The sequence below is a fragment of the Kitasatospora sp. NPDC008115 genome, from assembly GCF_042957205.1.
Taxonomy (GTDB): Bacteria; Actinomycetota; Actinomycetes; order Streptomycetales; family Streptomycetaceae; genus Kitasatospora.
This window is the reverse complement of the sequence record NZ_JBIBHU010000025.1, coordinates 115429-138240: the sequence shown is the minus strand read 5'-3', so window position 1 is coordinate 138240 and position 22812 is coordinate 115429. Positions and strand designations below refer to the sequence as shown.

The 22812-nt window shown below is 71.7% G+C and carries 27 protein-coding genes; 9 read left to right on the top strand and 18 right to left on the bottom strand.

The annotated features are described in order from the left end of the window. Nucleotides 1-163 precede the first annotated feature (163 nt). The 5 genes from ACFZBX_RS28210 to ACFZBX_RS28190 all read right to left on the bottom strand — a co-directional run bounded on the left by ACFZBX_RS28210 (nucleotide 164) and on the right by ACFZBX_RS28190 (nucleotide 4728). Nucleotides 164-586, bottom strand: a complete 423-nt coding sequence (locus ACFZBX_RS28210; protein ID WP_391536603.1) for an SHOCT domain-containing protein — start codon at nucleotides 584-586, stop codon at nucleotides 164-166. A 151-nt stretch (nucleotides 587-737) separates the two neighbouring features. Then, the gene (locus tag ACFZBX_RS28205; protein WP_391536602.1) at nucleotides 738-1460 is read right to left on the bottom strand and encodes an NUDIX domain-containing protein; all 723 of its coding nucleotides are present in this window, start codon (nucleotides 1458-1460) and stop codon (nucleotides 738-740) included. Then, entirely contained in the window at nucleotides 1457-2617 is a 1161-nt protein-coding gene (locus tag ACFZBX_RS28200) for a type III polyketide synthase (protein ID WP_391536601.1), read from the bottom strand. Before ACFZBX_RS28200 ends, ACFZBX_RS28205 begins: the two co-directional genes overlap by 4 nt. Before the next feature lie 74 nt (nucleotides 2618-2691). After that, nucleotides 2692-3897: a cytochrome P450 gene (locus ACFZBX_RS28195; protein ID WP_391536600.1), complete on the bottom strand. Its 1206-nt coding sequence runs from the start codon at nucleotides 3895-3897 to the stop codon at nucleotides 2692-2694. Nucleotides 3898-4131: 234 nt separating this feature from the next. Then, a complete protein-coding gene (locus ACFZBX_RS28190; protein WP_391536599.1) occupies nucleotides 4132-4728 on the bottom strand; it encodes a TetR/AcrR family transcriptional regulator in 597 nt (198 codons plus the stop codon). A 141-nt stretch (nucleotides 4729-4869) separates the two neighbouring features. On the opposite strand from ACFZBX_RS28190, the gene ACFZBX_RS28185 reads away from it, so the two are divergent. Beyond that, the gene (locus ACFZBX_RS28185) at nucleotides 4870-5670 is read left to right on the top strand and encodes an SDR family NAD(P)-dependent oxidoreductase (protein ID WP_391536598.1); all 801 of its coding nucleotides are present in this window, start codon (nucleotides 4870-4872) and stop codon (nucleotides 5668-5670) included. Nucleotides 5671-5675: 5 nt separating this feature from the next. On the opposite strand, the gene ACFZBX_RS28180 is transcribed toward ACFZBX_RS28185, so the two are convergent. Continuing rightward, nucleotides 5676-6125, bottom strand: a complete 450-nt coding sequence (locus tag ACFZBX_RS28180) for a hypothetical protein (RefSeq protein WP_391536597.1) — start codon at nucleotides 6123-6125, stop codon at nucleotides 5676-5678. A 120-nt stretch (nucleotides 6126-6245) separates the two neighbouring features. Between ACFZBX_RS28180 and ACFZBX_RS28175 the strand changes: the two genes are divergently transcribed. Continuing rightward, a complete protein-coding gene (locus tag ACFZBX_RS28175) occupies nucleotides 6246-6788 on the top strand; it encodes a hypothetical protein (protein ID WP_391536596.1) in 543 nt (180 codons plus the stop codon). Between the two features lie 11 nt (nucleotides 6789-6799). Here the strand turns inward: ACFZBX_RS28175 and ACFZBX_RS28170 are convergent, their stop codons facing one another. After that, nucleotides 6800-7195 (bottom strand): hypothetical protein, encoded by a 396-nt coding sequence (locus ACFZBX_RS28170; protein ID WP_391536595.1) that lies wholly within the window; start codon nucleotides 7193-7195, stop codon nucleotides 6800-6802. A 211-nt stretch (nucleotides 7196-7406) separates the two neighbouring features. Here ACFZBX_RS28170 and ACFZBX_RS28165 point away from each other — a divergent pair, with 211 nt between their 5' ends. Next, nucleotides 7407-8645 (top strand): GNAT family N-acetyltransferase, encoded by a 1239-nt coding sequence (locus tag ACFZBX_RS28165; RefSeq protein WP_391536594.1) that lies wholly within the window; start codon nucleotides 7407-7409, stop codon nucleotides 8643-8645. A 76-nt stretch (nucleotides 8646-8721) separates the two neighbouring features. On the opposite strand, the gene ACFZBX_RS28160 is transcribed toward ACFZBX_RS28165, so the two are convergent. The 6 genes from ACFZBX_RS28160 to ACFZBX_RS28135 form a co-directional block, all read right to left on the bottom strand. Further along, nucleotides 8722-9603 (bottom strand): phosphotransferase family protein, encoded by an 882-nt coding sequence (locus tag ACFZBX_RS28160; RefSeq protein WP_391536593.1) that lies wholly within the window; start codon nucleotides 9601-9603, stop codon nucleotides 8722-8724. 68 nt (nucleotides 9604-9671) lie between these two features. Then, a complete protein-coding gene (locus tag ACFZBX_RS28155) occupies nucleotides 9672-10157 on the bottom strand; it encodes a glycine-rich domain-containing protein (protein WP_391536592.1) in 486 nt (161 codons plus the stop codon). A 232-nt stretch (nucleotides 10158-10389) separates the two neighbouring features. Then, on the bottom strand, nucleotides 10390-11232 hold the full coding sequence (locus ACFZBX_RS28150; RefSeq protein WP_391536591.1) for a helix-turn-helix domain-containing protein: 843 nt from the start codon (nucleotides 11230-11232) through the stop codon (nucleotides 10390-10392). Further along, complete coding sequence (locus tag ACFZBX_RS28145; protein ID WP_391536590.1) at nucleotides 11229-11981, bottom strand: DUF6879 family protein; 753 nt, start codon at nucleotides 11979-11981, stop codon at nucleotides 11229-11231. Before ACFZBX_RS28145 ends, ACFZBX_RS28150 begins: the two co-directional genes overlap by 4 nt. A gap of 531 nt (nucleotides 11982-12512) precedes the next feature. Next, complete coding sequence (locus ACFZBX_RS28140; protein ID WP_391536589.1) at nucleotides 12513-12698, bottom strand: DUF397 domain-containing protein; 186 nt, start codon at nucleotides 12696-12698, stop codon at nucleotides 12513-12515. A gap of 3 nt (nucleotides 12699-12701) precedes the next feature. Next, nucleotides 12702-13553 carry a Scr1 family TA system antitoxin-like transcriptional regulator gene (locus tag ACFZBX_RS28135; protein WP_391536588.1) on the bottom strand — a complete coding sequence of 284 codons (852 nt, stop codon included), beginning with the start codon at nucleotides 13551-13553 and terminating at the stop codon, nucleotides 12702-12704. Nucleotides 13554-13720: 167 nt separating this feature from the next. On the opposite strand from ACFZBX_RS28135, the gene ACFZBX_RS28130 reads away from it, so the two are divergent. Beyond that, on the top strand, nucleotides 13721-14197 hold the full coding sequence (locus ACFZBX_RS28130) for an ATP-binding protein (protein ID WP_391536587.1): 477 nt from the start codon (nucleotides 13721-13723) through the stop codon (nucleotides 14195-14197). Between the two features lie 119 nt (nucleotides 14198-14316). On the opposite strand, the gene cutA is transcribed toward ACFZBX_RS28130, so the two are convergent. After that, a complete protein-coding gene (gene cutA / locus ACFZBX_RS28125) occupies nucleotides 14317-14670 on the bottom strand; it encodes a divalent-cation tolerance protein CutA (RefSeq protein WP_391536586.1) in 354 nt (117 codons plus the stop codon). Between the two features lie 27 nt (nucleotides 14671-14697). Then, nucleotides 14698-15399, bottom strand: coding sequence for a hypothetical protein (locus tag ACFZBX_RS28120; protein ID WP_391536585.1), 702 nt, complete (start codon nucleotides 15397-15399; stop codon nucleotides 14698-14700). A 228-nt stretch (nucleotides 15400-15627) separates the two neighbouring features. On the opposite strand from ACFZBX_RS28120, the gene ACFZBX_RS28115 reads away from it, so the two are divergent. The 5 genes from ACFZBX_RS28115 (at nucleotide 15628) to ACFZBX_RS28095 (ending at nucleotide 19638) form a co-directional block, all read left to right on the top strand. Then, nucleotides 15628-16710, top strand: a complete 1083-nt coding sequence (locus ACFZBX_RS28115; protein ID WP_391536584.1) for a restriction endonuclease — start codon at nucleotides 15628-15630, stop codon at nucleotides 16708-16710. A 105-nt stretch (nucleotides 16711-16815) separates the two neighbouring features. Continuing rightward, complete coding sequence (locus ACFZBX_RS28110) at nucleotides 16816-17097, top strand: DUF6191 domain-containing protein (protein ID WP_391536583.1); 282 nt, start codon at nucleotides 16816-16818, stop codon at nucleotides 17095-17097. Between the two features lie 179 nt (nucleotides 17098-17276). Then, on the top strand, nucleotides 17277-17723 hold the full coding sequence (locus ACFZBX_RS28105; protein ID WP_391536582.1) for a hypothetical protein: 447 nt from the start codon (nucleotides 17277-17279) through the stop codon (nucleotides 17721-17723). Nucleotides 17724-17932: 209 nt separating this feature from the next. Next, complete coding sequence (locus ACFZBX_RS28100; protein WP_391536581.1) at nucleotides 17933-18598, top strand: GDSL-type esterase/lipase family protein; 666 nt, start codon at nucleotides 17933-17935, stop codon at nucleotides 18596-18598. Between the two features lie 83 nt (nucleotides 18599-18681). Next, nucleotides 18682-19638, top strand: a complete 957-nt coding sequence (locus ACFZBX_RS28095) for an aldo/keto reductase (RefSeq protein WP_391536580.1) — start codon at nucleotides 18682-18684, stop codon at nucleotides 19636-19638. A gap of 20 nt (nucleotides 19639-19658) precedes the next feature. Here the strand turns inward: ACFZBX_RS28095 and ACFZBX_RS28090 are convergent, their stop codons facing one another. The 3 genes from ACFZBX_RS28090 to ACFZBX_RS28080 all read right to left on the bottom strand — a co-directional run bounded on the left by ACFZBX_RS28090 (nucleotide 19659) and on the right by ACFZBX_RS28080 (nucleotide 22791). Then, complete coding sequence (locus ACFZBX_RS28090; RefSeq protein WP_391536579.1) at nucleotides 19659-20309, bottom strand: GNAT family N-acetyltransferase; 651 nt, start codon at nucleotides 20307-20309, stop codon at nucleotides 19659-19661. Between the two features lie 74 nt (nucleotides 20310-20383). Beyond that, nucleotides 20384-21073 carry a nitroreductase family protein gene (locus ACFZBX_RS28085; RefSeq protein WP_391536578.1) on the bottom strand — a complete coding sequence of 230 codons (690 nt, stop codon included), beginning with the start codon at nucleotides 21071-21073 and terminating at the stop codon, nucleotides 20384-20386. 80 nt (nucleotides 21074-21153) lie between these two features. Beyond that, nucleotides 21154-22791 carry an ABC-F family ATP-binding cassette domain-containing protein gene (locus ACFZBX_RS28080; protein WP_391536577.1) on the bottom strand — a complete coding sequence of 546 codons (1638 nt, stop codon included), beginning with the start codon at nucleotides 22789-22791 and terminating at the stop codon, nucleotides 21154-21156. Nucleotides 22792-22812 lie beyond the last annotated feature (21 nt).

Genomic DNA, 22812 nt, shown 5'->3' with positions numbered 1-22812 from the left:
CTCGGGGTCGAGCCGGAGGACGACGGCCCGACCGTCCGGCCCCCCGGCGGCCCGTCCGGCCCCTCGGACGGCCCGTCACCCGACGGTCCGCCGGGGGGGGGGGGGGGGGGGGGGGCGGGCCCCCCCCCCCCCCCCCCCCCCCCCCCCCGCGACGGCTTCCCCGTCACACCAGCAGTTTCTCCTTCGCCTTCTGGTACTCCTCCTCGGAGATGGCCCCGCTCGACTTGAGGTCGGCCAGCTTGGCCAGGTCGTCGACGTGGCTCCGGCCGCCCGGCCCCTCCCCGGGCCCCTCGCCGGGCGCGGCGCCCGCCGCGTCGCGGATGTACGCCTTGAACGCGGCGTCGGCCCTCTGGGCCTGCTCGACGTCGCGTTCACCCATGCTCCTGCCACGCGCGATCACGTACACCAGCACGCCGATCAGCGGCACCAGGATCACCAGGAGCAGCCAGCCGGCCTTGGCCCAGCCGCCCATGTCGTGGCTGCGGAAGATGTCCGTGATGATCTTGAACAGCAGGAAGAACCAGAGGATCCAGAGGAACAGCTCCAGCATCGTCCAGAAGATGTTGAGCAGCGGGTAGTTGTCCATGACGGCTCCCGTCGGTGCGGGCCCGAGACGGACCCGAGTCCCTTCGAGTCATACCACCGCATATCGGACGCCGTGGCCCGCTGCTGCGCCATTCCAGTGGTCTTCCGGCGGCCGGCGGGTGATCTTCCGCGGACGGGGGAACAGCCGCGGCTCAGCGCGGACGCGACCGCAGCTCCACCGCCAGGCCGATCAGCTCGCCCCACCACGCGTCGTGTCCGTCCAGCAGCAGCCGGCGCGCCTCGGCCGGCTCCGCCGCGCGGACCTCGACCACCTGCTCGCCGTCGTCCGGGTTGGTCGGCACGGAGTCCACCGTGACCTCGGCCCAGCCCCAGAGCCAGGCCTTCTCGGGGTGCGGCTGCCACGGCCGGTAGGGCACCGGGTCGTCGGTCACGCAGCGGTGCGCGCCCAGCCAGACCGGCTCGCCGAGCAGCCGGGCGCCGGCCTCCTCGCGCAGCTCGCGGACCAGGCAGGAGTCCACCGACTCGCCGTTCTCGCGGGTGCCGCCGGGCAGGAACCAGTGGTCGCGGTCGTCGCGGCAGAGCACCACCCGGCCGCCGTCGGTGAAGCCCACCAGGTGGATGTTGGTGACCAGCTCGTCCGGCGGCAGGACGGTGGAGAACTGCGCGTCGTAGCGGCCCCAGGCCCAGTACTGCGGGGCGTGCAGGGCGGGGAAGAGCGCGGCCAGCTCGGCGGCCCGGGCGGCCTCGGCGGGGCGCGGCGGTCTGGGGATCAGCGGGGCCCCGGCGCGGTCCGGTGTCGCGGCGCCGTCGGCGGTCCCACTGGCACCGGTGGAACCGCTGGTACTGGTGGTCCCACTGGCACTGGTGATCTCGGTGGTGCCGGTGGCGTTCGTGGCACCCGTGGTATCGGTCATTCGGTGATCGTAGTCCCGGCCGGACGCGGCAGGGGGGCGGTCTGGTGAGTGAGCGTCAGCCCGGTGTCCTCGATCGCGAGCGACCGCCGCGGGACCACCGCCCCCAGCGGCTTCCCGGCCCAACTGCCCAGCGAGATCTCGGCGGTGATGCCAGGACCGAAGCCCGCGATCAGCCCCTGGGTGCCGTCCTCGACCCCGCCCTCCTCGAACATCCGGGCCAGCGCGTCGAAGACCACGGCGCTGGCGATGTTGCCCCGCTCGGTGAGCGTGGCCCGGGAGAACCGGAAGGCGACCGGCTCCAGGTCGAGGAAGTGGCAGAGGTCGTCGAGGATCCGCGGGCCGCCGGCGTGCACGATGTAGAAGCCGAGGCCGGAGATGTCCCAGGCGTGCTCGACGGCCAGTGCGCGCAGGGCCGGGGCGAGCATCTCCATGGTGCCCGGCACGCGCTTGTCCAGCTGGAAGTGGAAGCCGGTGTCCTTGACCCCGTAGGAGATCCAGTTCTCGGTGTCCGGCACCAGATGCGAGCCGTTGCGCTCCAGGTGGACGCCGGTGCCGCCGCGGCCGCGCAGCACCGCGGCGGCGATCGCGTCGCCGAACAGGCCGTTGGAGAGCAGGGAGCCGACGCCGATGTCGGTGGGCTGGTAGCAGAGCGAGCAGAACTCGCAGGCGACGATCAGCACATTGGCGCCGGGGTAGGCGCGGCAGAAGTCGTGCGCCCGGTTGACGGCGGCGCCGCCGGCCGCGCAGCCGAGCTGGGCGATCGGCAGCTGGCGGGTGTCGGAGCGGAACCCCATCGAGTTGATCAGCCACGCGGTCAGCGAGGGCATCATGAAGCCGGTGCAGGACACGTAGAGGATGAGGTCGATGTCCCGGGCGGCGAGTTCGGCGTGGCCGAGGGCGCGCTCGACCACCTCGGGGACGCGGCGCTTGGCCTCCCGCTCGTAGACGGTGTTGCGGACGGTGAAGCCGGGGTGGTGCAGGGTCTCCTCGATCGGCTGGACCAGGTGTCTGGTACGCACCCCGGTGTTCTCGATCAGCCGCAGGGCGAGCCCGAGCTGCGGGTGGTCGGCGTGCAGGGTGCGGGCCAGTTCGAGGGTCTCGTCGAGGGTGATGACGTGCTCGGGTACGGCGATGGCGGGTCTGCAGAGTGTTGCCATGGGTGGGGGTCTCCCGTCTGGCGGGCCCGGGCTGGTGGCCCGGGCCTACGGTTGCGGCCGGGTACGGCGGGGGGTCACCAGGCGACCGGCAGGGTCTGCGGGTAGCGCCAGATCGAGCCGGTCTGCCAGTCCAGCTCGGCGGGCGGCACGGCCAGCCGCAGCCCGGGGAACCGGTTCAGCAGGGTGCCGATGGCCACCTGGAGCTCCATCCGGGCCAGGTGGGAGCCGAGGCAGTGGTGGGTGCCGTAGCCGAAGGTCATGTGGGTGGGCGCGCCGCGGTCGAGGTCGAGCTCGTCGGGCCGCTCGTACATCCCGGGGTCGCGGTTGGCGGCCAGGTAGGAGACGTGCACCGGCTCACCGGCCTTGATCAGCACGCCGCCGAGCTCGACGTCCTCGGTGGCGACCCGGGCGATGCCCACGCCCTGGCGGAACGGGATGAAGCGCAGCAGCTCCTCCAGTGCGCGCGGCAGCAGGTCCGGGTCGGTGCGCAGCTTGGCGAGCTGCTCGGGGTGGGTGAGCAGGGTGTAGGTGATGTTGGAGAGCTGGTAGGTGCTGGTGTCGTGGCCGGTGACCAGCAGGACCATGGCCATCACGGCGAGTTCGTCGTCGTCCAGCAGTTCGGCGCCGTCCCGGGCGGTGGCGAGCGCGCTGACGAGGTCCTCGCCGGGGGAGCGGCGGCGGGCGGCGGTAAGTTCGGCGAAGTAGGCGCGCAGGGCGGCCTTGGCGGTGACCTGGCCGGCGCCGCTGCCCGGGCCCATCGACATCATCGCGACGGCGTGGCCGCGGAGTTCGGCGCGGTCCGCGGCGGGGATGTCGAGCAGCTCGCAGATGGTGGTGAGCGGCAGCCGGGCGGAGAGGAAGCGGACCAGGTCGGCGGGTGCGCCGTGCTCCTCCATCTCGTCGAAGTAGCCGTCGACGACCCGCTGGGTGTGCGCGCGCATCCGCTCCACCTGGCGGTTGGTGAAGCCCTGGGCGACCAGGCGGCGCAGCCGGTTGTGGGCCGGCGGGTCCATCAGGTTGATCGACTCGACCTGGGCGATCGGGGCGGGCGTCATCCGGGGCAGGTCACGGCCGATCCCGGCGGCGCGGCTGAACCGGCGGTCGGTGGTGACGACGCGGACGTCCTCGTAGCGGGTGGCGAGCCAGGCCTCGCCCTCGCCGTGCGGCAGCCGGATCCTGGCGATCGGCTCCTCGGTCAGCAGGCGCTTGAGGAGGGGGTCGAACTCCAGGCCGTCGGTGTGGTTGAAGGGGCAGTCCCACACGGGGGCGGAGGTGGTCACGGGCGGGTCCCAGGGGCCGGTTCTACCGCCCGGACGGAAGGTCGTTCGGGCGCGGACGTGCTGATGCTGCCTCATCGGACCGAAAAAGTGGGGACACGCGCGATAGTTCCCTCGATCGAGGGATATGGGTGATTGTCATGGGATTTGGGCAAGTTGGGACACCGGCGCCCTGGCCTGCGTAGGAGGTGCGGGGCCGACCGTGCGAGCGCGCGGTCGGGCGCGCCCGTCGACCCGTCAGCGCGTGGTGCGCGGGCCCACGCCGTGCAGCAGGGTGTCGACGATCCGGGCCGCCAGCGCGTCCGCTTCGGCGTCGGCCGGCGGGGCCGCGGCGGTGCCGTGCATGACCTCGCCGATGAGCGCGTAGTAGACCCGGCGCACCCACTCCAGGTCCGCGTCCGCGGCGATGACCCCCTGCTCGCGGATCCGGCCGAGCAGTTCGAGGCAGCGCCGGGCGATCTCGTCGTGCGTCCGGGCGGCCGGCTCGCTCTGGGTGGCGGCCGGGCCGAGGGCGAATCCCCAGGCGGCCTTCACCCGCAGCACGTTGGCGGTCGCCCGGTGCAGCGCGACCAGCGGCGGGGCGGTGTCGGGGTGGCCGTCCTCGATGGCCTCGGCGAGCTTGGCGGCGGCCTCGGTGGCGAGCGCGTCGATCAGCGCCTGCCGGTTGGCGAACCGGCGGTGGACGGTGGTGCGGGTGACTCCGGCGGCCTCCGCGATCTGCTCCATGGACGCGCCGGGGGTCTCGGCGAGGACGCGCTCCGCCGCGGCGAGGATCGCGCGGATGCTGCGTTCGGCGTCGGCGCGCAGCGGGCGGCCGGGCGGCGTGTGGGTCATGGGCGGTGCCTCCAGCTCGGACGTACCCGGGAACGGTACAGCGGAGAATCGGCTCGGGCACTAACTGAAACAGCGCTGTTGCAGATTCACGATTATCCGATACTCTCGTGTCACATCTTGTGAGACAAGGAGTGTGTCACCGTGCCTACTGCCACCACCGCTCTGATCACCGGCGCGTCCTCCGGCATCGGTGCCGAGTTCGCCGCCCGGCTCGCCGCGCGCGGCCACGACCTCGTCCTGGTCGCCCGCTCCGCCGACCGCCTGCGCGACCTCGCCGAGCGCCTCGGCGAGGCCCACGGCATCACCGCCCACGTCCTCGTCCAGGACCTCGCCGCCCCCGACGCCGCCCGCCGGATCGGCGCCGAACTCGCCGACCGGGGCCTGTCCGTGGACCTGCTGGTCAACAACGCCGGCTTCGGCACCTGCGGCCCGTTCGAGACGATCGACCCGGAGCGCGACCACGACCAGCTGATGGTCAACGTCGTCGCGCCGGTCGACCTCGCCCATGAACTGCTGCCCGGCATGCTCGCGCGCGGCACGGGCGCGGTGGTCAACGTGGCGTCCACGGCGGCCTTCCAGCCCACCCCGTACTTCGCCGTCTACGGTCCGTCGAAGACCTTCCTGCTCAACTTCAGCCTCGCGCTGCGCCAGGAGTACCGGCGGCGCGGCATCCGCGTGCTGGCCGTCTGCCCGGGGCCGGTGGAGACCGGGTTCTTCGACGTCATCGGCACCCGGAAGGCCGCCGTCACCGGCTCGTTCACCACCCCGGAGGCGGTCGTCCGGGCGGCACTGCGGGCCCTGGACGCCGACCGCTCCTACGTCGTGCCCGGCCTGGGCAACCGGATCGGCGCCCACCTCAACCCGCGCCGCCCGCGCGCGCTCGTCGCCGCGGTCGCCGAGCGGATGTCGCGCGGGGTGCGCGACGCCATGGCGCAGGCCTGACGCGGTCAGCTCCAGTCGGCGACGCGGATCGCGCCCATCACACGGCCCGCGCCGTCGTAGAGGACGAGCATCCGGGCCGGCTCGCTCGGCCCGGCCCACTTCAGGTAGGCGCGGATGATGGTGCGGGTCCGGGCGTCCACCGCCTCCGGGAAGTCGGTGGCGAGGTAGGTGTTGACGTGGTCGTCCTGCTGCACCGCCCGGTTGAGCCGGGTGACGTGGCCGAGGACCGCCTCCCGCTCCTCCTCGGTGCCGTGCTGTTCGACGTACCGGGTGAAGGCGGCGGCGCTGTCCTCGGCCCCCGGCGGCGAGGGCATGGCGGGGGGTGCGTAGGCGTCGGCCTGCGCGCCGGGCCTCGGCGGGCCGGGCGTCGGCGCGTCGTCCGTCGGCCGGAAGGCGACGACGATCAGCGCGGTGGCCGCGACGCCCACGGCGATCGCGAGTGCACGGGACTTCATCGGGTGACCCCCTCGGTCGTGATGCCGACCGACTCTAACAGTCCGTCAGTCCAAGGGTCGGTCGAAGACGAACACTGCCCGGAGGAGAACCGCGCGGGCGTCGGCGGCGTCCGTGCGGGCGTGATCAAAACCGTGTTGAACGGGCTGCCGATGTTCTGGCCCGGGCTGCTCGCCTCGCTCGTCCCGGCGGCGCTGCTGAACCGCCCGGTGGGGCGGCTGCTGCGCACCCACTGGGCGGTCGGCTTCGTGCTGCTGCTCGCGCTCGGAGGGGTGGCGACGCTGACGCTGCTCCCCGAACACCCGCGCCCGTTCTGGCAGGACCTCTCCTGGGCGGGCGCCGTCCGCCACTGCACGCTCGACGGCCTCGGCCCGCGCCCGCCGGGGGAGTGGCTCACCTCCCGGCAGGCCGACCTCGCCGTCCTGATGTTCGCCCCGATCGGCCTGGCCGCCGCCCTCGCCGGCTCCCGCCGCCGCGCCGCCGCCGTGCTCGCCGCGGGCGCCCTGCTCCCCTTCGCCCTGGAGGCCGCCCAGTACGCCGTTCCCGCCCTCGGCCGCGCCTGCGACGGCCAGGACGCCCTGGACTCCCTCCTCGGCCTCACCCTCGGCACCCTCCTCGGCCTCCTGCTCCGCCCGGCCCTGCGCCCCGCCCTCCGCCGCGCGTGAAGCCGTGCGGCTCACCAGTCCTTGATGCTGTGGTTGCTCCACTTGAATTCCATGATCGCCGGCTTGTCGCTGTTGTAGCGGACCGTGTGGGTCTTGCGGCTGCTGCTGGTGAGCTCCAGATGGTAGATGTCACCGGACTCGTCCTTGAAGGCGGTGTACATGCTGCCGGACCCGATGCCGTGGGGCCCCTCTCCGTCGACCTCCACCTGGTAGTCGTAGACGCCGCTCGCGCCCCTCAGTCGGATGCCGTAGACCTTGGCGCTGTCGTTCGCCACGACACAGGTGCTGAGGTTCGTGTTGCCGTTCAGCTGTACGTCGTCGCCGTTCTGGAGGCCGGACGAGGAGGTGGCCAGCTTGGGGCTGTCCTTCCCTTCGCCGCAGTCGCCCTTGAACTCCGCGATACCCATGACCATCAACTCCTTCTTGTACGAACATCTCCTTCTGTCACCATACACCCACGCTCCGTAGTCCGCCTGTCGGGCGGACCGTGCGCCCGTCGTCGCGCCGCGCGGGGTGCGTCGGCGGCCGTAAATCGCTTGACCTGGTTGCCGGGTGGCGTTGCATGGTGGCCGGACACCACGTGCGGTGGTGTCGGGAACCCGGGAGGCAGCAGTAGTGATGGAGATCCGTTCCACGACCGAACAGGACCGCGAGGTCTTCGTCGACACCTTCCACGCGGCGTTCGGACGCTTCCCGGAGCCCACCGCCGAGGACGGCGGCGGGGCCTGGTGGTCGGCGGTCGAGATGGACCGCGGCGTGCTGGCCGTGGCGGACGGGCGGCCTGTGGGGACGGCGGGTGCGTACTCCTTCGAACTCACCCTCCCCGGGGAGGTCATCGCCCCGGTCGCCGGGGTGACCGTGGTGGGCGTGGTCCCCTCGCACCGGCGCCGCGGCGTGCTCACCGCGATGATGCGCCACCAGCTCGCCGAACTGCGTGAGCGGGGGGAGTTCCTCTCGGTGCTGCTGGCCTCCGAGGCCGTGATCTACCGCAGGTTCGGCTACGGGCCCGCGACCTACACGGGGCGGCTGACGGTGCAGCGCGAGCGGGCCGGCCTCGCCGCCGCCCGGGCGGCGGGCGCGGGTGCGGACGCCGGCTCGGTGGAGGTGCTGCGGAGCGGCGAGTGCCGGGAGGTCCTGGAGGACGTCTACGACCGCTACCGCCGCGCCCAGCCCGGCGCGATCTCCCGGCCGCACCGCTGGTGGGAGCTGCGCGCCGGACAGCCCCCGATCTCCGGGACCCCGCGCTACATCGCCCTCCACCGCGACGCCGACGGCGTCCCGGACGGGTACGCCAGCTACTCGCTCAGTGACGGCGTCCCCGACGCGGTCAGGCGCACGGTGACCCTGACGGTGGACGAGATCATCGCCCTCGACGACACGGCGTACACCGCCCTGGCCCGGTACGCGCTCGGCCACGACCTGATCACCGAGGTCGTGTTCAAGCACGTCCCCGCCGACCACCCGCTGCGCTGGCAGCTCGCGGACTTCCGGGCCGGGGTGGCGGGCTCGGGCATGGACTGGCTCTGGGTGCGGCTGCTGGACGTCCCGCGCGCGTTGACCACCCGCGGCTGGTTCGCCGACGGCGATCTCGTCCTCGACGTCCAGGACCGCTTCCTCGGCGAACACGGCCGCTACCTGCTGACCGTCCGCGACGGCAAGGCCGAGTGCGTCCCGACCGACGACGAGCCCGACCTCTCCCTTGACGCCAGCGACCTGGGCTCCCTCTACCTCGGCGGCACCACCCCGAGCACCCTGATCCGCGCCGGCCACATCCACGCCCACCACCCCGAAGCCGCCACCCAGGCCGACACCCTCTTCCGCACCGCCCGCCCCCCGTTCTGCCTGCACTGGTTCTGACCGGGCACGCCGACGGCCCGCCGCTCCGATCCCGGAGCGGCGGGCCGTCGGCTGTTCACCGGAGGTCTGGGCCCGGCTACCCGAGCCGGTGGCGCAACCAGGCGAGCCCGTGGGAGCTGAGTGCGTCCCACTGCCGGCCGGGATTCTCGGCGGCGCGGAGGGTCCACAGGCCGGTGAGGATCGCACCGAACGCCGTCACGGACCGCTCGGGTGCTTCCCGCCACATGGATACGCTGTCGGCCCACTGCTCGGCTTCCTCGGGTGTGTGCCCGGACTCGATCAGCCGGATGACCATGTACGCCGTGTCGGCCCAGGCGGCGCCGGGGGCGGGGAACGCCCAGTCGACGACGCGTACGTGGTCGCCGTGCACCAGGAGGTTGGGCCCGGTCAGGTCGGTGTGGACCAGGGTCCTGCCGTCGATGAGGTCGGGTGCTTCGCATTCGGCCCGGATCAGGGGATCCAGCCGTTCCATGGTCCACGGGTCGAGCCGGTTGCGGTGTTGGCTGCCGAGCTTGTGCCAGAAGTCCTGGCCGGCCCACCGGTCGGCCAGGCTGAACGCCCGCAGGGGAGGGGATGGTGTCAGCGTCTCGGCGAGCCCCTCCAACGTCCCTGCGATCAAGGGCAGATCGGCCGACCCCGGGGACAGGTCCGCGTGCCTGCCAGGAGCGTGCTCGAACCCGAGGGCCAGCCACCCGCCGGCCTCGATCTTCCAGAGCATGCGGGGAGCGATGCCCGGTGGGAGAACGGCGTTCACGACCGACTCAAGGCGGTGCATCCACGCGTTCGGGCTGTCCTCGCGCATGGCCTTGCAGAACACGTGCCCGCCGGCTGTCTCCAGCGTCGCGGCGAAGCCGGACACGCTTCCCGCCGGCGGTGGCGCAGTGCCGGTCACCGCACCGGACTGCCCTTCGATGCTCATGCGCACGTCGTCCGGCAGCTGGTCCCAGCTGTAGGCCATCGGGATTCCTCGGGGTCGGGCCCGCCCTGCTCCGGGGCGCGGAGCAGGGCGGGCCAGGTGATCAGGTTCTAGCTGCTGTGGCAGCCGCGGTGGCACTGCGAGCAGTTGCCGCTTCCGCTGGAGTCGCTGCCGTCTCCTCCGCTGCCCTCGGAGCAGTCGGCGGACATGCTCCACAACTCGGTGTCCACGGCGTACCCGCTCGCCTCGATGACGGCCACCGTGGCAGCGATGCCGACGCCCTTGGTGGAATCGTCCGGGCCGTCGGTCGGCATGTGATGGAGGAACCGTCCGGACAGCGAGCGACAGAACTCGGCGTAGTCGAGGGTATGAAGGATGAATGTGTGCCATCCGATGTCCACCAGGCCCGATGGGGAGAGCCCGGCGTCGGGGTTGGCCGCGCACGCTCCAAGGAAGGCGAGGGCCTGGTCCATGACCCGCTCGGCGAGCGCCTGGTCCATCACCTCGTCCTCGACGATGCGGGCGACCAGCCGCCCGAACAGGGCCGGGTCGACCAGGGACCGGCCGGTGATCCGTTCCGTGCTGATCGAGGTCATGTGGACTCTCCAAACATTGGGTTCGGACCCAATCCGCCTCGGTGGTGGTTGATTTCCTTGCGCATTGCCGACGATCGGCCGGCGGGCCGGGGCGGGGCACACGTCGGCGCTCATCGCTCAACTCCCGTGCCGATCGAAGTCCTCGACCAGCACGCTAGGCGTACGGGAATCGCCGGCGGGTACGCGATTCTCGAATATTCCACCGCGCGGGGGTGGCGTTCTTGAGGATTCTTCAGACGGCTCCGAGCGCCCTGCGGCACCGCGTGATGACCCGGTGGGCCTCTGCGCCGTGGACGGCGGCGCCGGCCAGCGTCTCCCAGACACGCGAGTACAGTGCCACGTTCTCCGGCTGGTCCAGCCACAGCTCCGCGTGCCAGTCCTCGACGATGACAAGCCGTTCGTCGTATATCCAGAAGCCGTTGGCAGGCGGCAGCTTGAGCGAAGCCTCGAACGGCACGATGCCCAGGGAAACGGTGTCCAGGCCGATCACGCCGCTGAGCCGGTCAAGTTGTGCGGCGATCACTGCTGGTGGGCAGAGCTGCGTTCGGAGCGCGGCCTCCCACATGATGATGCGGTACTGCTTGCCCGGCTGGTACAGGCTCTCCTGGCGGCGGACGCGGGCCCGTACGGCGTCCTCGATGTCACGAGGTGACTGGTGGAGGTCGGTGTACGCGTTGAACACGTGCCGGGCGTAGTCGGCCGTCTGGAGCATGCCGACGATCACGGAGCCCTCCCAGGCCCGCATGACCGTCGACCGCTCGTACTCGACCGTCAGCGTGTCCTGAACCGGCCTGTGTCCGGCGGCGAGCTGTCGTCGCCAGGAACGGGAGTACGACTCGAACGCCCGGAGCCTGGCCGCCAACTCCGGCGCCGATCCGGGCTGACCGACGCCCGTCGCCCACGCGTTGAGGTCGTCATGGGTGGCGGTCTGCCGACCGGTCTCCAGCTTGCTGACCTTGGACTGTGTCCAGCCCAAGCGGTCGGCCAGTTGCCGACCTGTGAGACCGCCCTCGGCGCGCAGCTCGCGGAGCCGCAGACCGAGGGCGATGCGGGCCTCTTGGAAGTCGGTGCTCACACGCCGGACGGTACCTCAGCGCCGAACGCCCCGTGCGGCGTGGCAAAGTGCCAGGCCGCGTCCCGTACCTGGCAGGCGCGGGCCACCTGGACCGGGTCGGTGATCAGCTCCACACCCGTCAGATCGTCGTCGGCGTCGAAGTGCAGCAGGGCGATCACGCGTGAGTCGAACAGCCAGGTATCCTCCTCCGGAAGGCCGAGGCGGTCGGCGTCGGCGCGCCAGAGGTACCGGATGTCCTCGCCTACGGCACTGTTCCGCTCGGCGTTGTCGAGCAGGTACCGCTGTCCCGGGGTGGGCGGGTTGTCCATGACCCTCACCCGCTCGAACCGCTTGCCGAGGGCCACCTGCTCGCGGCGAGAACGGCACCAGGGGTCCTCCAGGTCCCAGCCGGCCGCCTGCCCGGCGGCGAACCGGCGGTAGGTGTCGGTCCGTTCGTCGGACCGGTACCTGCGGCGGGTCTCCAGCCGGAAGGCGGTGTGCTCGAAGTTCTCAAACATGCTGTCGAACTCTTCGAAGCCGATCAGCACGGGCTCCCGGTCCACGTCTCGCGGAGCGAAGTCGGCGAGCAGCACGCGGGGAACGACCACGAACCCCTCCTCGGGCTTGACGTTGCGGAGCTGGGCCACCTCGTCGGGATCGGTGACGGCGTCGCCCTGCACCAGTACCTCTCCGGTCTCGACGTCCTCGTAGAGCGTCGGGCATCCGTTGTTCCCCGAGTTGCTTCCGATGTACCGCAGTCGTCGGCTCACAGCCGCTCCCCTCGCTGTCGGTCAGGCCGGTTCAGGATGCCGTGGGATCGGACCGGGAGGGGCGTCGATTCTCGAATATTCTCTTGCGCTCTGAGTGGCACTGCACCTGCTCGGCCACGTCAGCTCCACGTTCGCCTGACACTGGGATGGAGTTGCCTGCCCGGATGGTGCGGGCGTTGCGAGAGGCGTGCGATGTCGCGGAGCATTCCGAAGATCGATGAGCTGCTGAGGAGCACGCAGGTTTCGGCGGTCCACGGCTCTGTGGCGATGCCTTCGAGGCAGTGTGGGGCCGGTCTGTGCCCCACGGCGACTACCGAGTGTGAACCCCGAAGTCAAAGAGGACAGGGTCGGAGGATGACCGTCTGCTCCGGGCCGCCGTGGACACGGACGGCACGCCGGGCGCCCCGTACACCGCCTGGCAGTACGGGCCGCGTTGGGCGTGCTGGGCAACGGGGGACCGCTCGGGCTGTTAGACGAACTCGGCGGCCTGCCGCTCCGAGCGCGGAGCGGCAGGCCGTGCAGGAGCGCTGTTCAGATCTCGACGGTGGCGGCGTAGGTGATGAAGGCCTGCCAGCTGTCGGGAGTGAAGGTGAGGTGGGGGCCGCTCTTGTCCTTGGAGTCGCGGACGAGGACGGCGTTGGTGGTCTCGGCGACCTCGACGCATTCAACGCTTTCGTTGCTGCTGTAGCTGCTCTTGAACCACGCCAGCTCGGCCATTTCTTATCGCTCTCCCAGGATCTTCTCGATCAAGGCGAGTGACTCCGCCAGGTCCAGAGCCTGCGCCCTGATGCTGCTGTACCGTGCGTTCATGATACGGACCTGATCGGGGTCGATGATGAGCCTGTTGACGTGCTGCACCTCCACGAAGGCGACCGGCGGCTTGTCTTTGGGCGTGATGATGCTGAACGAGCCTCCCATGCCCGCGTGGTGCGTTCGTTCGAGCGGCATGATCTGGAGTTCAAGTCCTCGCATGCGGCCGACCTGGAGTAGATGCCGCAGCTGCTTCTCGTGAATGTTCCAGCCACCGACGGGGCGCCGGAGGACGCTCTCGTCGATGACCCAGCTCATCAGCGGAAGTGGCGTGCGGGTCAGGATCTCCTGTCGCGCCATTCGAGCCGCCACCCACTTCTCGACCATCTCCTCCGGGAGCACGGGCCTGCGCATCTCAAACAGCGCCCTTGTGTGATCCTCGATCTGAAGTAGCCCTGGGACACCGAGCACGCTGTAGCTGTTGAGCTCAATAGCCTTGGATTCTTCCTCGGTGAAGGCCTTGGAGAAGGCGGGGTGCCGGGTGCTCACCCGGATCTTTGCCTTCATGACGTCGTCGGCAATGGCCTTCAACATGCCTCCGGCGCCGAGCAGTTCGTCGGCTGCGTTGAGGAACTCCACGCGCGGGGTCCGCCGACCGCGCTCGATCGCTCCGATCAGGTCCTCGCTGTAACCCAGTCGCTCGGCCATCTCGCGCTGCGTCAGTCCAGCGCGCTCGCGAAGGATCTTGATGATCTTCCCGACCGCGCTGTAGAACTCCGAGACGCCCTCCGCGTCACCCACCGGCTCGTCGCTGTCGAACACGGTTCCCGCGATCCCGGCCACCCTGAACCACCCCATCCTGGTCTTACCGCGCCTTCGACCGGTTTCCCCGAAACCGACCGACAGGCAACTGTCCGCGCGTGCACAGGCACTCTGCGTACCTGGCGATTGCGTGGTCAGCGTACGGCCGGCCCCCCAGGCTTTGTCTCATGAAGTCCGAATTCCCCCTCGACAACCCCACCCCGCGCGCCCACACCGCGCTCCTCACTTCCACCCCCAAGGGAGCCGCCACCGGGCGCCGGATCGCCAGACAACAGTTCGCCTCCTGGGGGCTCAACTCCCGTTCCCCGGAGGCATATCAATCCGCGCTCCTCATCGTCGCGGAACTGGCCGCGAACGCCTCCATCCACGGGCGCGTGCCGGGGCGCGGGTTCGAGCTCGCGCTCTCGCTCACCACCGTGCGCCGTTCGCGCACCTCCGTGCTCCGGATCGAGGTGTCCGACTGTCGGGGCGACCGGCAGCCCGCTCTGCCCGCCGCCGGCTGCCCCACCGAGTCGTGCTCCGGGCGCGGCCTCACCCTCGTCGACGCCCTCGCCGACCGCTGGGGCACCGTCCCCCGTGACCCCAACTCCAAGACGGTCTGGGCCGAACTCGATCTCACTCCGATCCATGCCGACATCGTCTGAACTCCCCGCAACCCCCACCACGGCCGCCGTCCTGACCGTGCTCCCGATCACTCTTCTCCTAGCCCTCGCCGTGTGGGCCTTCCCCCACTCCACGGAGCACCCGCCCCCCACTCCCGTCGTTACCGCGACCCCGTCCCCCTGAGTCCCTCCGCAGTCTCCGCTTTCACCCACTCCAGGTAGGCGGTGCTGCCCGCCACGACCGGCACGGCGATGACCTCGGGGGTGTCGTAGTCGTGCTGCTCGTTCACGAAGCCGGTCAGGGCGTCGGCCAGTTCGGCGCGGGTCTTGAAGTCGATCCGCCACTCCGCCGCGTCCTGGACCTCGCCCTCCCACCAGTACACCGACTGGATCCGGTACACCTGCGCGCAGGCCGCGAGCCGGGCCCGTACGACGGCCGCCGCCAGCGTCCGGGCCTTCGCCTCGTCGTCGTGGGTGGTGGTCATGAGGAGGAGGTCACCGCTGTTCGTCGCCATGCCGGAAGCGTAGGCGGCGGGGGAGGGTCAGGAGCCCCGTACGACCGCCGTGCCGCTCACGGTCATGAGCAGCCAGCCGAAGACCGGCACGGCCAGGAGGGCGGCGAGCGGAAGCTGCTCCGCCATCAGGGTGAGACAGCCGAGCATCGCGAACGTGGCGGTGAAGCCGCCCATGACCGCGGCGAAGGGCACCGGGTGCGCGCCCTCCCGTGACCAGGTCAGACCCGCGATCGTGAGTGCCGCCCCCAGCCCGGCGAGGAGGGCCACCTTGAGGGACGCGAGCCAGGGCGTGCCCGGGTTCGTGGTGCGGTGCCCCTGGTAGGAGACCTCGGTCACCCGACCCCGGTAGACCGTCAGGTCCACGTCCGCGCCGACCTTCGTGGCGGAGTAGAAGTCCCGGTTGACCTCGTAGCGGTGCACGGGGGTGGCCTCGCGCGCCACCTTCACCAGGTAGGTGGTTCCGTCGCCGCTCATGGTGTACCGGTCCGTCACCTTGCCGGTCTCGCGCCGGACGCAGTCCGTTCCGGGCGTGTGCTCTGCCGCGCCGCACGCCGGGGCGGAGCGGTAGGCGACCGCCACGTCGTTCGCGTCGACGAACCGGACGAAGCCGAGAACGGTGGTGGCGAGTCCGGCCAGGAGGAACAGGCCCGGTATCACCGCGCGGGCGACCGACCCGGTGATCCGGGACAGGGCCGGCGGTTGTTTCGCGTCCTTGGTCCGAGTGTCCATCGCAACCCCCATCGGTCGTGTCCACAGGCAGCTGATGGGGATGGTTCCAACCGGATGGTCCACGGATGCGTGCCGGGGCCCGCTTGTAGCGAAGTTGTCGAGATCCTTCGTCCAGCGGCGGTAACCTACTCGCTTACCCAGCGGGGGACTCGCCCAATCCGTCCTGAATTCGCCATTTCTGACACGTGCCTGACGACTCGTCGGTCGCGCACGTTTGAGGGAGTACCTATGTCCCGGAGCCGCAAGCTCCACCGCCTCAGCAACCCCGACACCGCCGAGCGCCGTGCGCAGCGCATGCTGTTCCGGCACCTCCGCGACGACACCAACGCGAACCGCGGCCGGTTGGCGCGGCGGGTGCGCGAACTCCAGCTCCTTCTGGCCATGGACCCGATCGAGTTCGAGCAGCTGATAGCCCGGCTGATGGAGTCGATGGGCATGAAGGTCGAGCTCACGGCCCGCTCGAAGGACGGCGGGGTGGACGTCCGCGGCATCGACACCGACCCGTTCCGGGGCGGCAATGTGATCGTGCAGGTCAAGCGGTACCGGGACACGGTGACGCCGTCGGCCGTCCGGGACCTCTTCGGCACCTTGCAGCACGACGGGGCCGCGACCAAGGCGGTGCTGGTCACCACCAGCAAGTTCGGGCCCAGTTCCCACCAGTTCGTGTCCGGCAAGCCGATCACGCTGATCAACGGTTCCGAGCTGGTCGGCCTGCTGAAGCACCACGGCTTCCACGAGATCTTCGCGCCGGCCCACGCCGAGGCCGCCGGTGCCGAACAGCCGGCGATCGAGGTGGCCGCCGAGCCGGCCCGGCTGCTGCTGCACTGGACCGGGGAGGAGCAGTACGACATCGCCGCCCTGGTCTGCCAGAGCAACCGCGCACTCTCCGACGACCACCTCGTCTTCTACAACAACGGCTCCACGCCCGACGGTTCCGTCCGCCTGGTCACCGGCTACGAGGACGCCAACGCCTGCCTGATGGTCGACTTCGAGGCGCTCCCCGCCGAGGCGGACCGACTCGTGATCATCGCCGCCGCCGACACCGAGAACCACCCCGATGCCACCATGGGCGGGTTCGCCGGACCGGCGCTGATCCTCGAAGCGGGCGCCGACCAGGACGCGGCGATCGTGCACCTGGCGGACGGTGCCGAGTCCAACATCGCGATGCGGCTCGGCCGCTTCGACCGCGACGAGGCCGGGAACTGGGACTTCACCCCCGCCCTGGCCGGCTACCCGGGCGGCCTGCGGCAGGCGGTCGTCGCCTACGGCCTTGAGGTCGCGGACGAGGAGCCGGTGACGGCCGGGGCGTAGTGCCCGGCCGGCGCAGGAAGTCGGCGGGTCCGACTTCCTGCGCGGCGGTGAAGGCCCGGAACGATCGTGCACGGCCCGGTCGTTGGGCCGGGCATGGTGATAACGGTGACGGTCGCCCTGGCGGCCGCGGCGCTGATGACCGTGCTGTTCACGGTGGCGGCGCTGCGGAGCGGGCGTCGGCGGCGGTCGCCCGCCGGGACGGTGGCCGGCGGCCTCGGGATGACGGCGGTCGAGGAACTGGACGCCCTGTTCAACGCCAACAAGCGCGTCCAGATCGAGCAGCGCCAGGCGCAGCTGATCCTGCGCGACGACGAGCACGCCGGTGCTCCGCCGGGGGCGGGGGTCGACCTGGACGCGGGCGTCGCGGTGGTGCGCCGCCAGGAGTAGGCGGCCATCGCCCGCATTCGTTCGCACGTTCCCAACTCGACGGCGTGAGCGAACAGTTCGTGTCAACATCGCGTTGGCGGAAACTCTTCCTGCGCCGGGAGGCCGGCCTTCGGAATGCTGGGCCGCGCGCCGGTGACACCGAGTCATCGGCGGCGAACCGACTGCGAGAGGACTTCGTCATGCCCCCGGTCCCGATCCGTCCCGGTGTCTACAAGTTCCACGCCCACCTCATCGGTCCGACCTCCGTACTGACGGCGACCGAGTATGCCGTCGAGCACGGTGCTCCGGTCATCACCGACCGCCTGAACCCGCTTCCGATCGAGCAGGAGTGGATCGTCGAGCCGTTCGAGCCGGTCCCGGGCTCCCCGTATGTGATCCGTCTGGCTGCGCATGACGTGGCGGGGCTGGTCGACACGGAGGGCAAGCTCTGGGTCAACAACGTCGCGCGCGAGTCGCTGGCGAAGTTCACCTTCGAGTCGGTCCTCGGCGGGGTCAAGGTCCTCTCGGAGAAGGGCCTCGCCTGGCGTGCCGCCCATCGTGGTGCGCAGGTGGAGCTCACCGAGCCCAAGCCCGAGTTCCAGGAGACGTGGACCCTGGAGTTCGTGCGGCCGGTGGACGCGGAGTAGCCGGTGCGGCGCCGGCGGCCCCGGGACGGGGCCGCCGCCCGCCTCGTGCGGGGGAGGATGCGCGGGGCGGGCGGCGGGGGAGGGGTGGTCCGGTGGGGAGTGTGCGGTCCTGGGCATCAACCTGGACCAGGCCACCTGCGTGCGTCAAGGAACTCCGGCGCAGTAAAGGAACGTCGCGGCAAGGCTTACGCGGACCTTAAGGTTCCGCCATGAACAAGGACATGGACGACAGGACCCTGCGGATCGTCTTCCTCGGTGACTCGTTCACCCAGGGGGTCGGGGACCCGGAGTACCGCGGCTGGGTGGGCCGGGTGATGGCGGACTGCTGGGCGGGGTTCGCGGTGGGGCCGGACGAGGTGACGGCGTTCAACCTCGGTGTGCGGCGGAACACTTCGGCGGACGTGCTGGCCCGTTTCCGGGACGAGACGGCGGCCCGGGTGCTGCCGGGCGCGGACAACCGGCTGGTGCTGTCGGTCGGCAGCAACGACGCGGTGGAGGAGGACGGACGGCCGCGGGTCGCGCCGGAGGAGTGCCTGGCCAATGTGGCCGCGCTGCTGGACGGAGCGCGCGAACGCGGCCTCGCGCCGCTGGTGGTGGGCCCGCCGCCGGTGGCCGGCGCCGGCGCGCCGCACCTGGAGCGGCTGCTGGCACTGGCCGACGGGATCGCCGGGACCTGCGCCGGGCGCGGGGTGCCGTTCATCGACGTGACCCGGGAGTTGGCGGCGGACCGGGTCTGGACGGCGGAGGCCCTGGCCGGGGACGGCGCGCACCCGGGGGCGGCCGGGTACCGGCGGCTCGCGGACCTGGTGCTGCGGGGCGGGTTCCGGGACTGGCTGACGGTTCATCACTCCATCGCGGGAATGGGCTTGACCTAGAGCGCACTCGAAGGGAGAGGCTGGTCCCCGTTGATCCGACCACGGTCGGCGCCACCGGGGCCGACACCAGTGAGGAGTACGTCATGCGCAACGCCACGCTCGGCAGCGAGGGTCCCGAGGTCGGGGTCGTCGGCCTCGGCTGCATGGGGATGACCTGGGCCTACGACGTCCACAACCGTGACGACGGGAACTCGGTGCGGGTGATCCGGCAGGCGCTGGACCTCGGCGTCACGCTGATCGACACCTCCGACATCTACGGTCCCTACACCAACGAGGAGGTGGTCGGCGCCGCGCTGGCCGGGCCGTACCGGGAGCGCGCGGTGCTCGCCACCAAGGTCGGCCTGGTGCCGGGCAACGCCGAGGAGCGGGTGCTGCGCAACGGGCGCCCCGAGCACATCCGGCGGTCCATCGACGACAGCCTGCGCCGGCTCGGCACCGACCACGTCGACCTGTACCAGCTGCACCGGATCGACCCCGAGGTGCCGGTGGAGGAGTCCTGGGGCGCGCTGGCCGAGGTGGTCGCGGCCGGAAAGGCGCGGCGGATCGGCCTCTCCGAGGTGACCGTCGAGGAGATCGAGCGCGCGCGGGCCGTCCACCCGGTGGCCTCGGTGCAGAACGAACTGTCGCTCTGGACCAGGGACTCGCTCGCCGAGGTGCTGCCGTACACGGAGGAGCACGGGATCGCGTTCCTGCCGTTCTCCCCGCTCGGCCGCGGCTTCCTGACCGGCGGCATCACGTCCTTCGACGAGCTGCCGGCGGACGACTTCCGCCGCGGGCTGCCGCGCTTCCAGCAGGAGGCGCTGAAGGCGAACCTGGCGCTGGTCGAGCGGGTGCGGGCGGTCGCGGCGCGGCTCGGCGCGACGCCCGCGCAGGTGGCGCTCGCCTGGGTGCTGGCGCAGGGCCGGTACGTGCTGCCGATCCCGGGCACCAAGACGCCCAAGTACCTGGAGGAGAACGCGGCGGCAGCCGACCTGGTGCTGTCGCCGGCCGACCTCGCCGAGCTGGACGCGCTGCCGGCGGCGTCGGGCGAGCGGTACTGAGGGGCGGTGATTGCCGGCGGCTAGCGGCCCTGGATCCAGATCTGCTTGCGGCCGGTCTCGCCCGGCGCCCGGACCGGCGCGTCGACCACCCGGTCGAGCCGGAAGCCGAGCCGGCGGGCCACCGCGCCGCTGGCGGTGTTGGCCGGGTCGCAGTGGATCTCGACCCGGTGGATCCCGGGCAGGGCGAGTGCCGCCTCGGCGAGCGAGCGGGCGGCGGCGGTGGCGATGCCGCGGCGGCCGTGCTCGGCGCTCACCCAGTAGCCGATCTCCAGCGCGCCCGGGCCGATCCTGCCGTGCAGGCCGAACGAGCCGATCACCCGGCCCGGCTCGGCGTCCAGGCCGGCCAGGTAGATGAAGTCGGTGCCGGCCTCCCAGGCGGCGACGCCGGCCGCGGTGAGCCGGGCGGTCCTGGCCGGGGTGGGGGCCTCGGCGGCCCACTCCAGCCAGGGCCGCAGATGGTCCAGGTTGGCCCGGACGGCGGCGTTGAGCGCGGGCGCCTGGGCCGGGGAGCGCCGCCGCAGGGTGATCCCCCCGGCCGGCCGCAGCAGTTCGGGCGGCCGGCCGGGGGTGGGTGCGTCGGGTGTGACGCCGGACGTGACGCCGGATGTGACGCGGACGGGCGCACCGGGCGCGGTCGCGTCCCCGCACGGCGGCGGCATGACGTGCTTCATGACAGCGATTATGTCGGCGTCCTGTACCTGTCACCACCGACCGCCGCCGCGCGGCGGGCCCGTCCGGGGGCGCGTCAGAGCCGGATCAGCACCTCGTCGAGCTCCTTGCGCCGCAGGTCCGGCACGCGCGCCCCCTCGGCGGGGTAGCCGACCGGGATGACGTAGGCGGCCCGCTCCTCCTGCGGCCGCTCGCACACCTCGTTGAGGAACTTCATCGGGCTCGGCGTGTGCGTGAGGGTGGCCAGACCCGCCTGGTGCAGCGAGGAGAGCAGCAGGCCGACCGCGATCCCCACCGACTCCTTGGTGTAGTACGGACGCGGCGAGTGGGGGCCCTTGTGCACCTCGAAGACGACGATGACCGCCGGCGCGTCCTCCAGGAACGGCTTGCGCCAGTCGGTGCCGATCGGCGCCAGGGCGCTCAGCCACTCCTCGGAGGCCCGGTGCGCGTAGAACTCGCGCTCCTCGGCCTCGGCGGCCTCGCGGAGCCGGCTCTTGCGCTCCGGATCGGTGATCACCACGAACCGCCAGGGCTGTACGTGCGCGCCGCTCGGCGCGGTGTTGGCGGTGCGGATCGCCCACTCGACCACGCCGTCCGGGATCGGGCGGGTCGAGTAGTCGCGGACGGTCCGGCGCTGCGCCATCACGTCGTGGAAGGACCTGCTGCGGGCCTCGGCCTCGTGGGCGGGCACGGTCATGGGGGTGAGCGGGACGGTCGGGTAGGACACGTCTGCCACCGCGCTGTCGAGCGCTGTGCTGTCAACCATGGGCGACAGCACAGCACATGACGGCGGGCCGGGGAAGAGGTCTGGACCTCGTCTCCCGGCCCGCCCTGCCGTGCGACCGCCTACAGCTCGCTGACCCGGCCGCCGCCGACCTCGATCCGCCGGTTCACCGCGACCGTGTCCAGCATCCGGCGGTCGTGGGTGACCAGCAGCAGCGTGCCGGTGTACGAGGCCAGCGCCGACTCCAGTTGCTCGATCGCGGGCAGGTCCAGGTGGTTGGTGGGCTCGTCCAGCACCAGCAGGTTCACCCCGCGCGCCTGGAGCAGCGCCAGCGCCGCCCTGGTCCGCTCGCCGGGGGAGAGGGTGCCGGCCGGGCGCAGCACGTGCACCGCCTTCAGGCCGAACTTGGCCAGCAGGGTGCGCACCTCCTCCGGCGCGAGCTCCGGGACGGCGGCGGCGAACGCCTCCAGCAGCGGCTCCCCGCCGAGGAACAGCCCGCGCGCCTGGTCCACCTCGCCGACCACCACGCCGGAGCCCAGTACGGCGCTGCCCGAGTCGAGGTCCAGCCGGCCCAGCAGGGCGGCCAGCAGGGTGGACTTGCCCGCGCCGTTGGCGCCGGTGATGGCGACCCGGTCCGCCCAGTCGATCTGCAGGTCCACCGGGCCGAGCGTGAAGTCGCCGCGCCGGGCGGTGGCCCCGCGCAGGGTGGCGACCACCGAGCCGGAGCGCGGCGCGGCGGCGATCTCCATCCGCAGCTCCCACTCCTTGCGCGGCTCCTCGACCACGTCCAGCCGCTCGATCATCCGCTGCGTCTGGCGGGCCTTGGCGGCCTGCTTCTCGGTGGACTCGGTGCGCATCGCGCGCCCGATCTTGTCGTTGTCACTGGACTTGCGGCGGGCGTTGCGGACGCCGTTCTCCATCCAGCCGCGCTGCATCCGGGCCCGGGCCTCCAGGCCCGCCTTGGTGTCGGCGTACTCCTCGTACTCCTCGCGGGCGTGCCGGCGGGCGGTGGCGCGCTCCTCCAGGTACGCCTCGTAGCCGCCGCCGTAGAGGTTGACCTGGTGCTGGTGCAGGTCCAGCTCCAGCACCTTGGTCACGGTGCGGGCCAGGAACTCGCGGTCGTGGCTGATCACCACGGTGCCCGCGCGAAGGCCCTTGACGAAGGCCTCCAGCCGCTCCAGGCCGTCCAGGTCGAGGTCGTTGGTGGGCTCGTCGAGCAGGAAGACGTCGTAGCGGGAGAGCAGCAGCGAGGCGAGGCCGGCCCGGGCCGCCTGGCCGCCGGAGAGGGCGGTCATCGGCAGGTCCAGGGAGACCTTGAGGCCGAGCGAGTCGGCGACCTCCTCGGCCCGCTCCTCCAGGTCGGCGCCGCCGAGCTCCAGCCAGCGGTCCAGGCTCGTGGCGTAGGCGTCGTCGGCGCCGGGCGCGCCGTCCACCAGGCCCTGGGTGGCCTCGTCCAGCGCGGCCTGCGCGGCGGCCACGCCGGTGCGGCGGGCCAGGAAGTCGCGGACCGACTCGTCCGGGCGCCGCTCGGGCTCCTGCGGGAGGTGGCCGACGTTGGCGGTGGCCGGGCTGAGCCGCAGCGAACCGCTCTCCGGGGTGTCCAGGCCGGCCAGCAGCCGCAGCAGGGTGGACTTGCCGGCTCCGTTGACGCCGACCAGGCCGATCACGTCGCCGGGGGCGACGACCAGGTCCAGGCCGGAGAAGAGGGTGCGCTCGCCGTGGCCGGCGGCGAGGTCCTTGACGACGAGTGTGGCGCTCATGATGCCCCGATTCTAGGCGGG

Excerpts from the sequence above, each read along its gene's own strand:
- ACFZBX_RS28155 (WP_391536592.1), bottom strand. The coding sequence starts at position 10,157 with ATGACCTCGATCAGCACGGAACGGATCACCGGCCGGTCCCTGGTCGAC.
- ACFZBX_RS28140 (WP_391536589.1), bottom strand. The coding sequence starts at position 12,698 with ATGGCCGAGCTGGCGTGGTTCAAGAGCAGCTACAGCAGCAACGAAAGC.
- ACFZBX_RS28100 (WP_391536581.1), top strand. The coding sequence starts at position 17,933 with ATGAACAAGGACATGGACGACAGGACCCTGCGGATCGTCTTCCTCGGT.
- ACFZBX_RS28165 (WP_391536594.1), top strand. The coding sequence starts at position 7,407 with ATGGAGATCCGTTCCACGACCGAACAGGACCGCGAGGTCTTCGTCGAC.
- ACFZBX_RS28105 (WP_391536582.1), top strand. The coding sequence starts at position 17,277 with ATGCCCCCGGTCCCGATCCGTCCCGGTGTCTACAAGTTCCACGCCCAC.
- ACFZBX_RS28160 (WP_391536593.1), bottom strand. The coding sequence starts at position 9,603 with ATGGCCTACAGCTGGGACCAGCTGCCGGACGACGTGCGCATGAGCATC.
- ACFZBX_RS28210 (WP_391536603.1), bottom strand. The coding sequence starts at position 586 with ATGGACAACTACCCGCTGCTCAACATCTTCTGGACGATGCTGGAGCTG.
- cutA (WP_391536586.1), bottom strand. The coding sequence starts at position 14,670 with ATGGCGACGAACAGCGGTGACCTCCTCCTCATGACCACCACCCACGAC.
- ACFZBX_RS28120 (WP_391536585.1), bottom strand. The coding sequence starts at position 15,399 with ATGGACACTCGGACCAAGGACGCGAAACAACCGCCGGCCCTGTCCCGG.
- ACFZBX_RS28190 (WP_391536599.1), bottom strand. The coding sequence starts at position 4,728 with ATGACCCACACGCCGCCCGGCCGCCCGCTGCGCGCCGACGCCGAACGC.
- ACFZBX_RS28130 (WP_391536587.1), top strand. The coding sequence starts at position 13,721 with ATGAAGTCCGAATTCCCCCTCGACAACCCCACCCCGCGCGCCCACACC.
- ACFZBX_RS28085 (WP_391536578.1), bottom strand. The coding sequence starts at position 21,073 with ATGGTTGACAGCACAGCGCTCGACAGCGCGGTGGCAGACGTGTCCTAC.
- ACFZBX_RS28115 (WP_391536584.1), top strand. The coding sequence starts at position 15,628 with ATGTCCCGGAGCCGCAAGCTCCACCGCCTCAGCAACCCCGACACCGCC.
- ACFZBX_RS28200 (WP_391536601.1), bottom strand. The coding sequence starts at position 2,617 with ATGGCAACACTCTGCAGACCCGCCATCGCCGTACCCGAGCACGTCATC.
- ACFZBX_RS28170 (WP_391536595.1), bottom strand. The coding sequence starts at position 7,195 with ATGGGTATCGCGGAGTTCAAGGGCGACTGCGGCGAAGGGAAGGACAGC.
- ACFZBX_RS28180 (WP_391536597.1), bottom strand. The coding sequence starts at position 6,125 with ATGAAGTCCCGTGCACTCGCGATCGCCGTGGGCGTCGCGGCCACCGCG.
- ACFZBX_RS28205 (WP_391536602.1), bottom strand. The coding sequence starts at position 1,460 with ATGACCGATACCACGGGTGCCACGAACGCCACCGGCACCACCGAGATC.
- ACFZBX_RS28095 (WP_391536580.1), top strand. The coding sequence starts at position 18,682 with ATGCGCAACGCCACGCTCGGCAGCGAGGGTCCCGAGGTCGGGGTCGTC.
- ACFZBX_RS28090 (WP_391536579.1), bottom strand. The coding sequence starts at position 20,309 with ATGAAGCACGTCATGCCGCCGCCGTGCGGGGACGCGACCGCGCCCGGT.
- ACFZBX_RS28080 (WP_391536577.1), bottom strand. The coding sequence starts at position 22,791 with ATGAGCGCCACACTCGTCGTCAAGGACCTCGCCGCCGGCCACGGCGAG.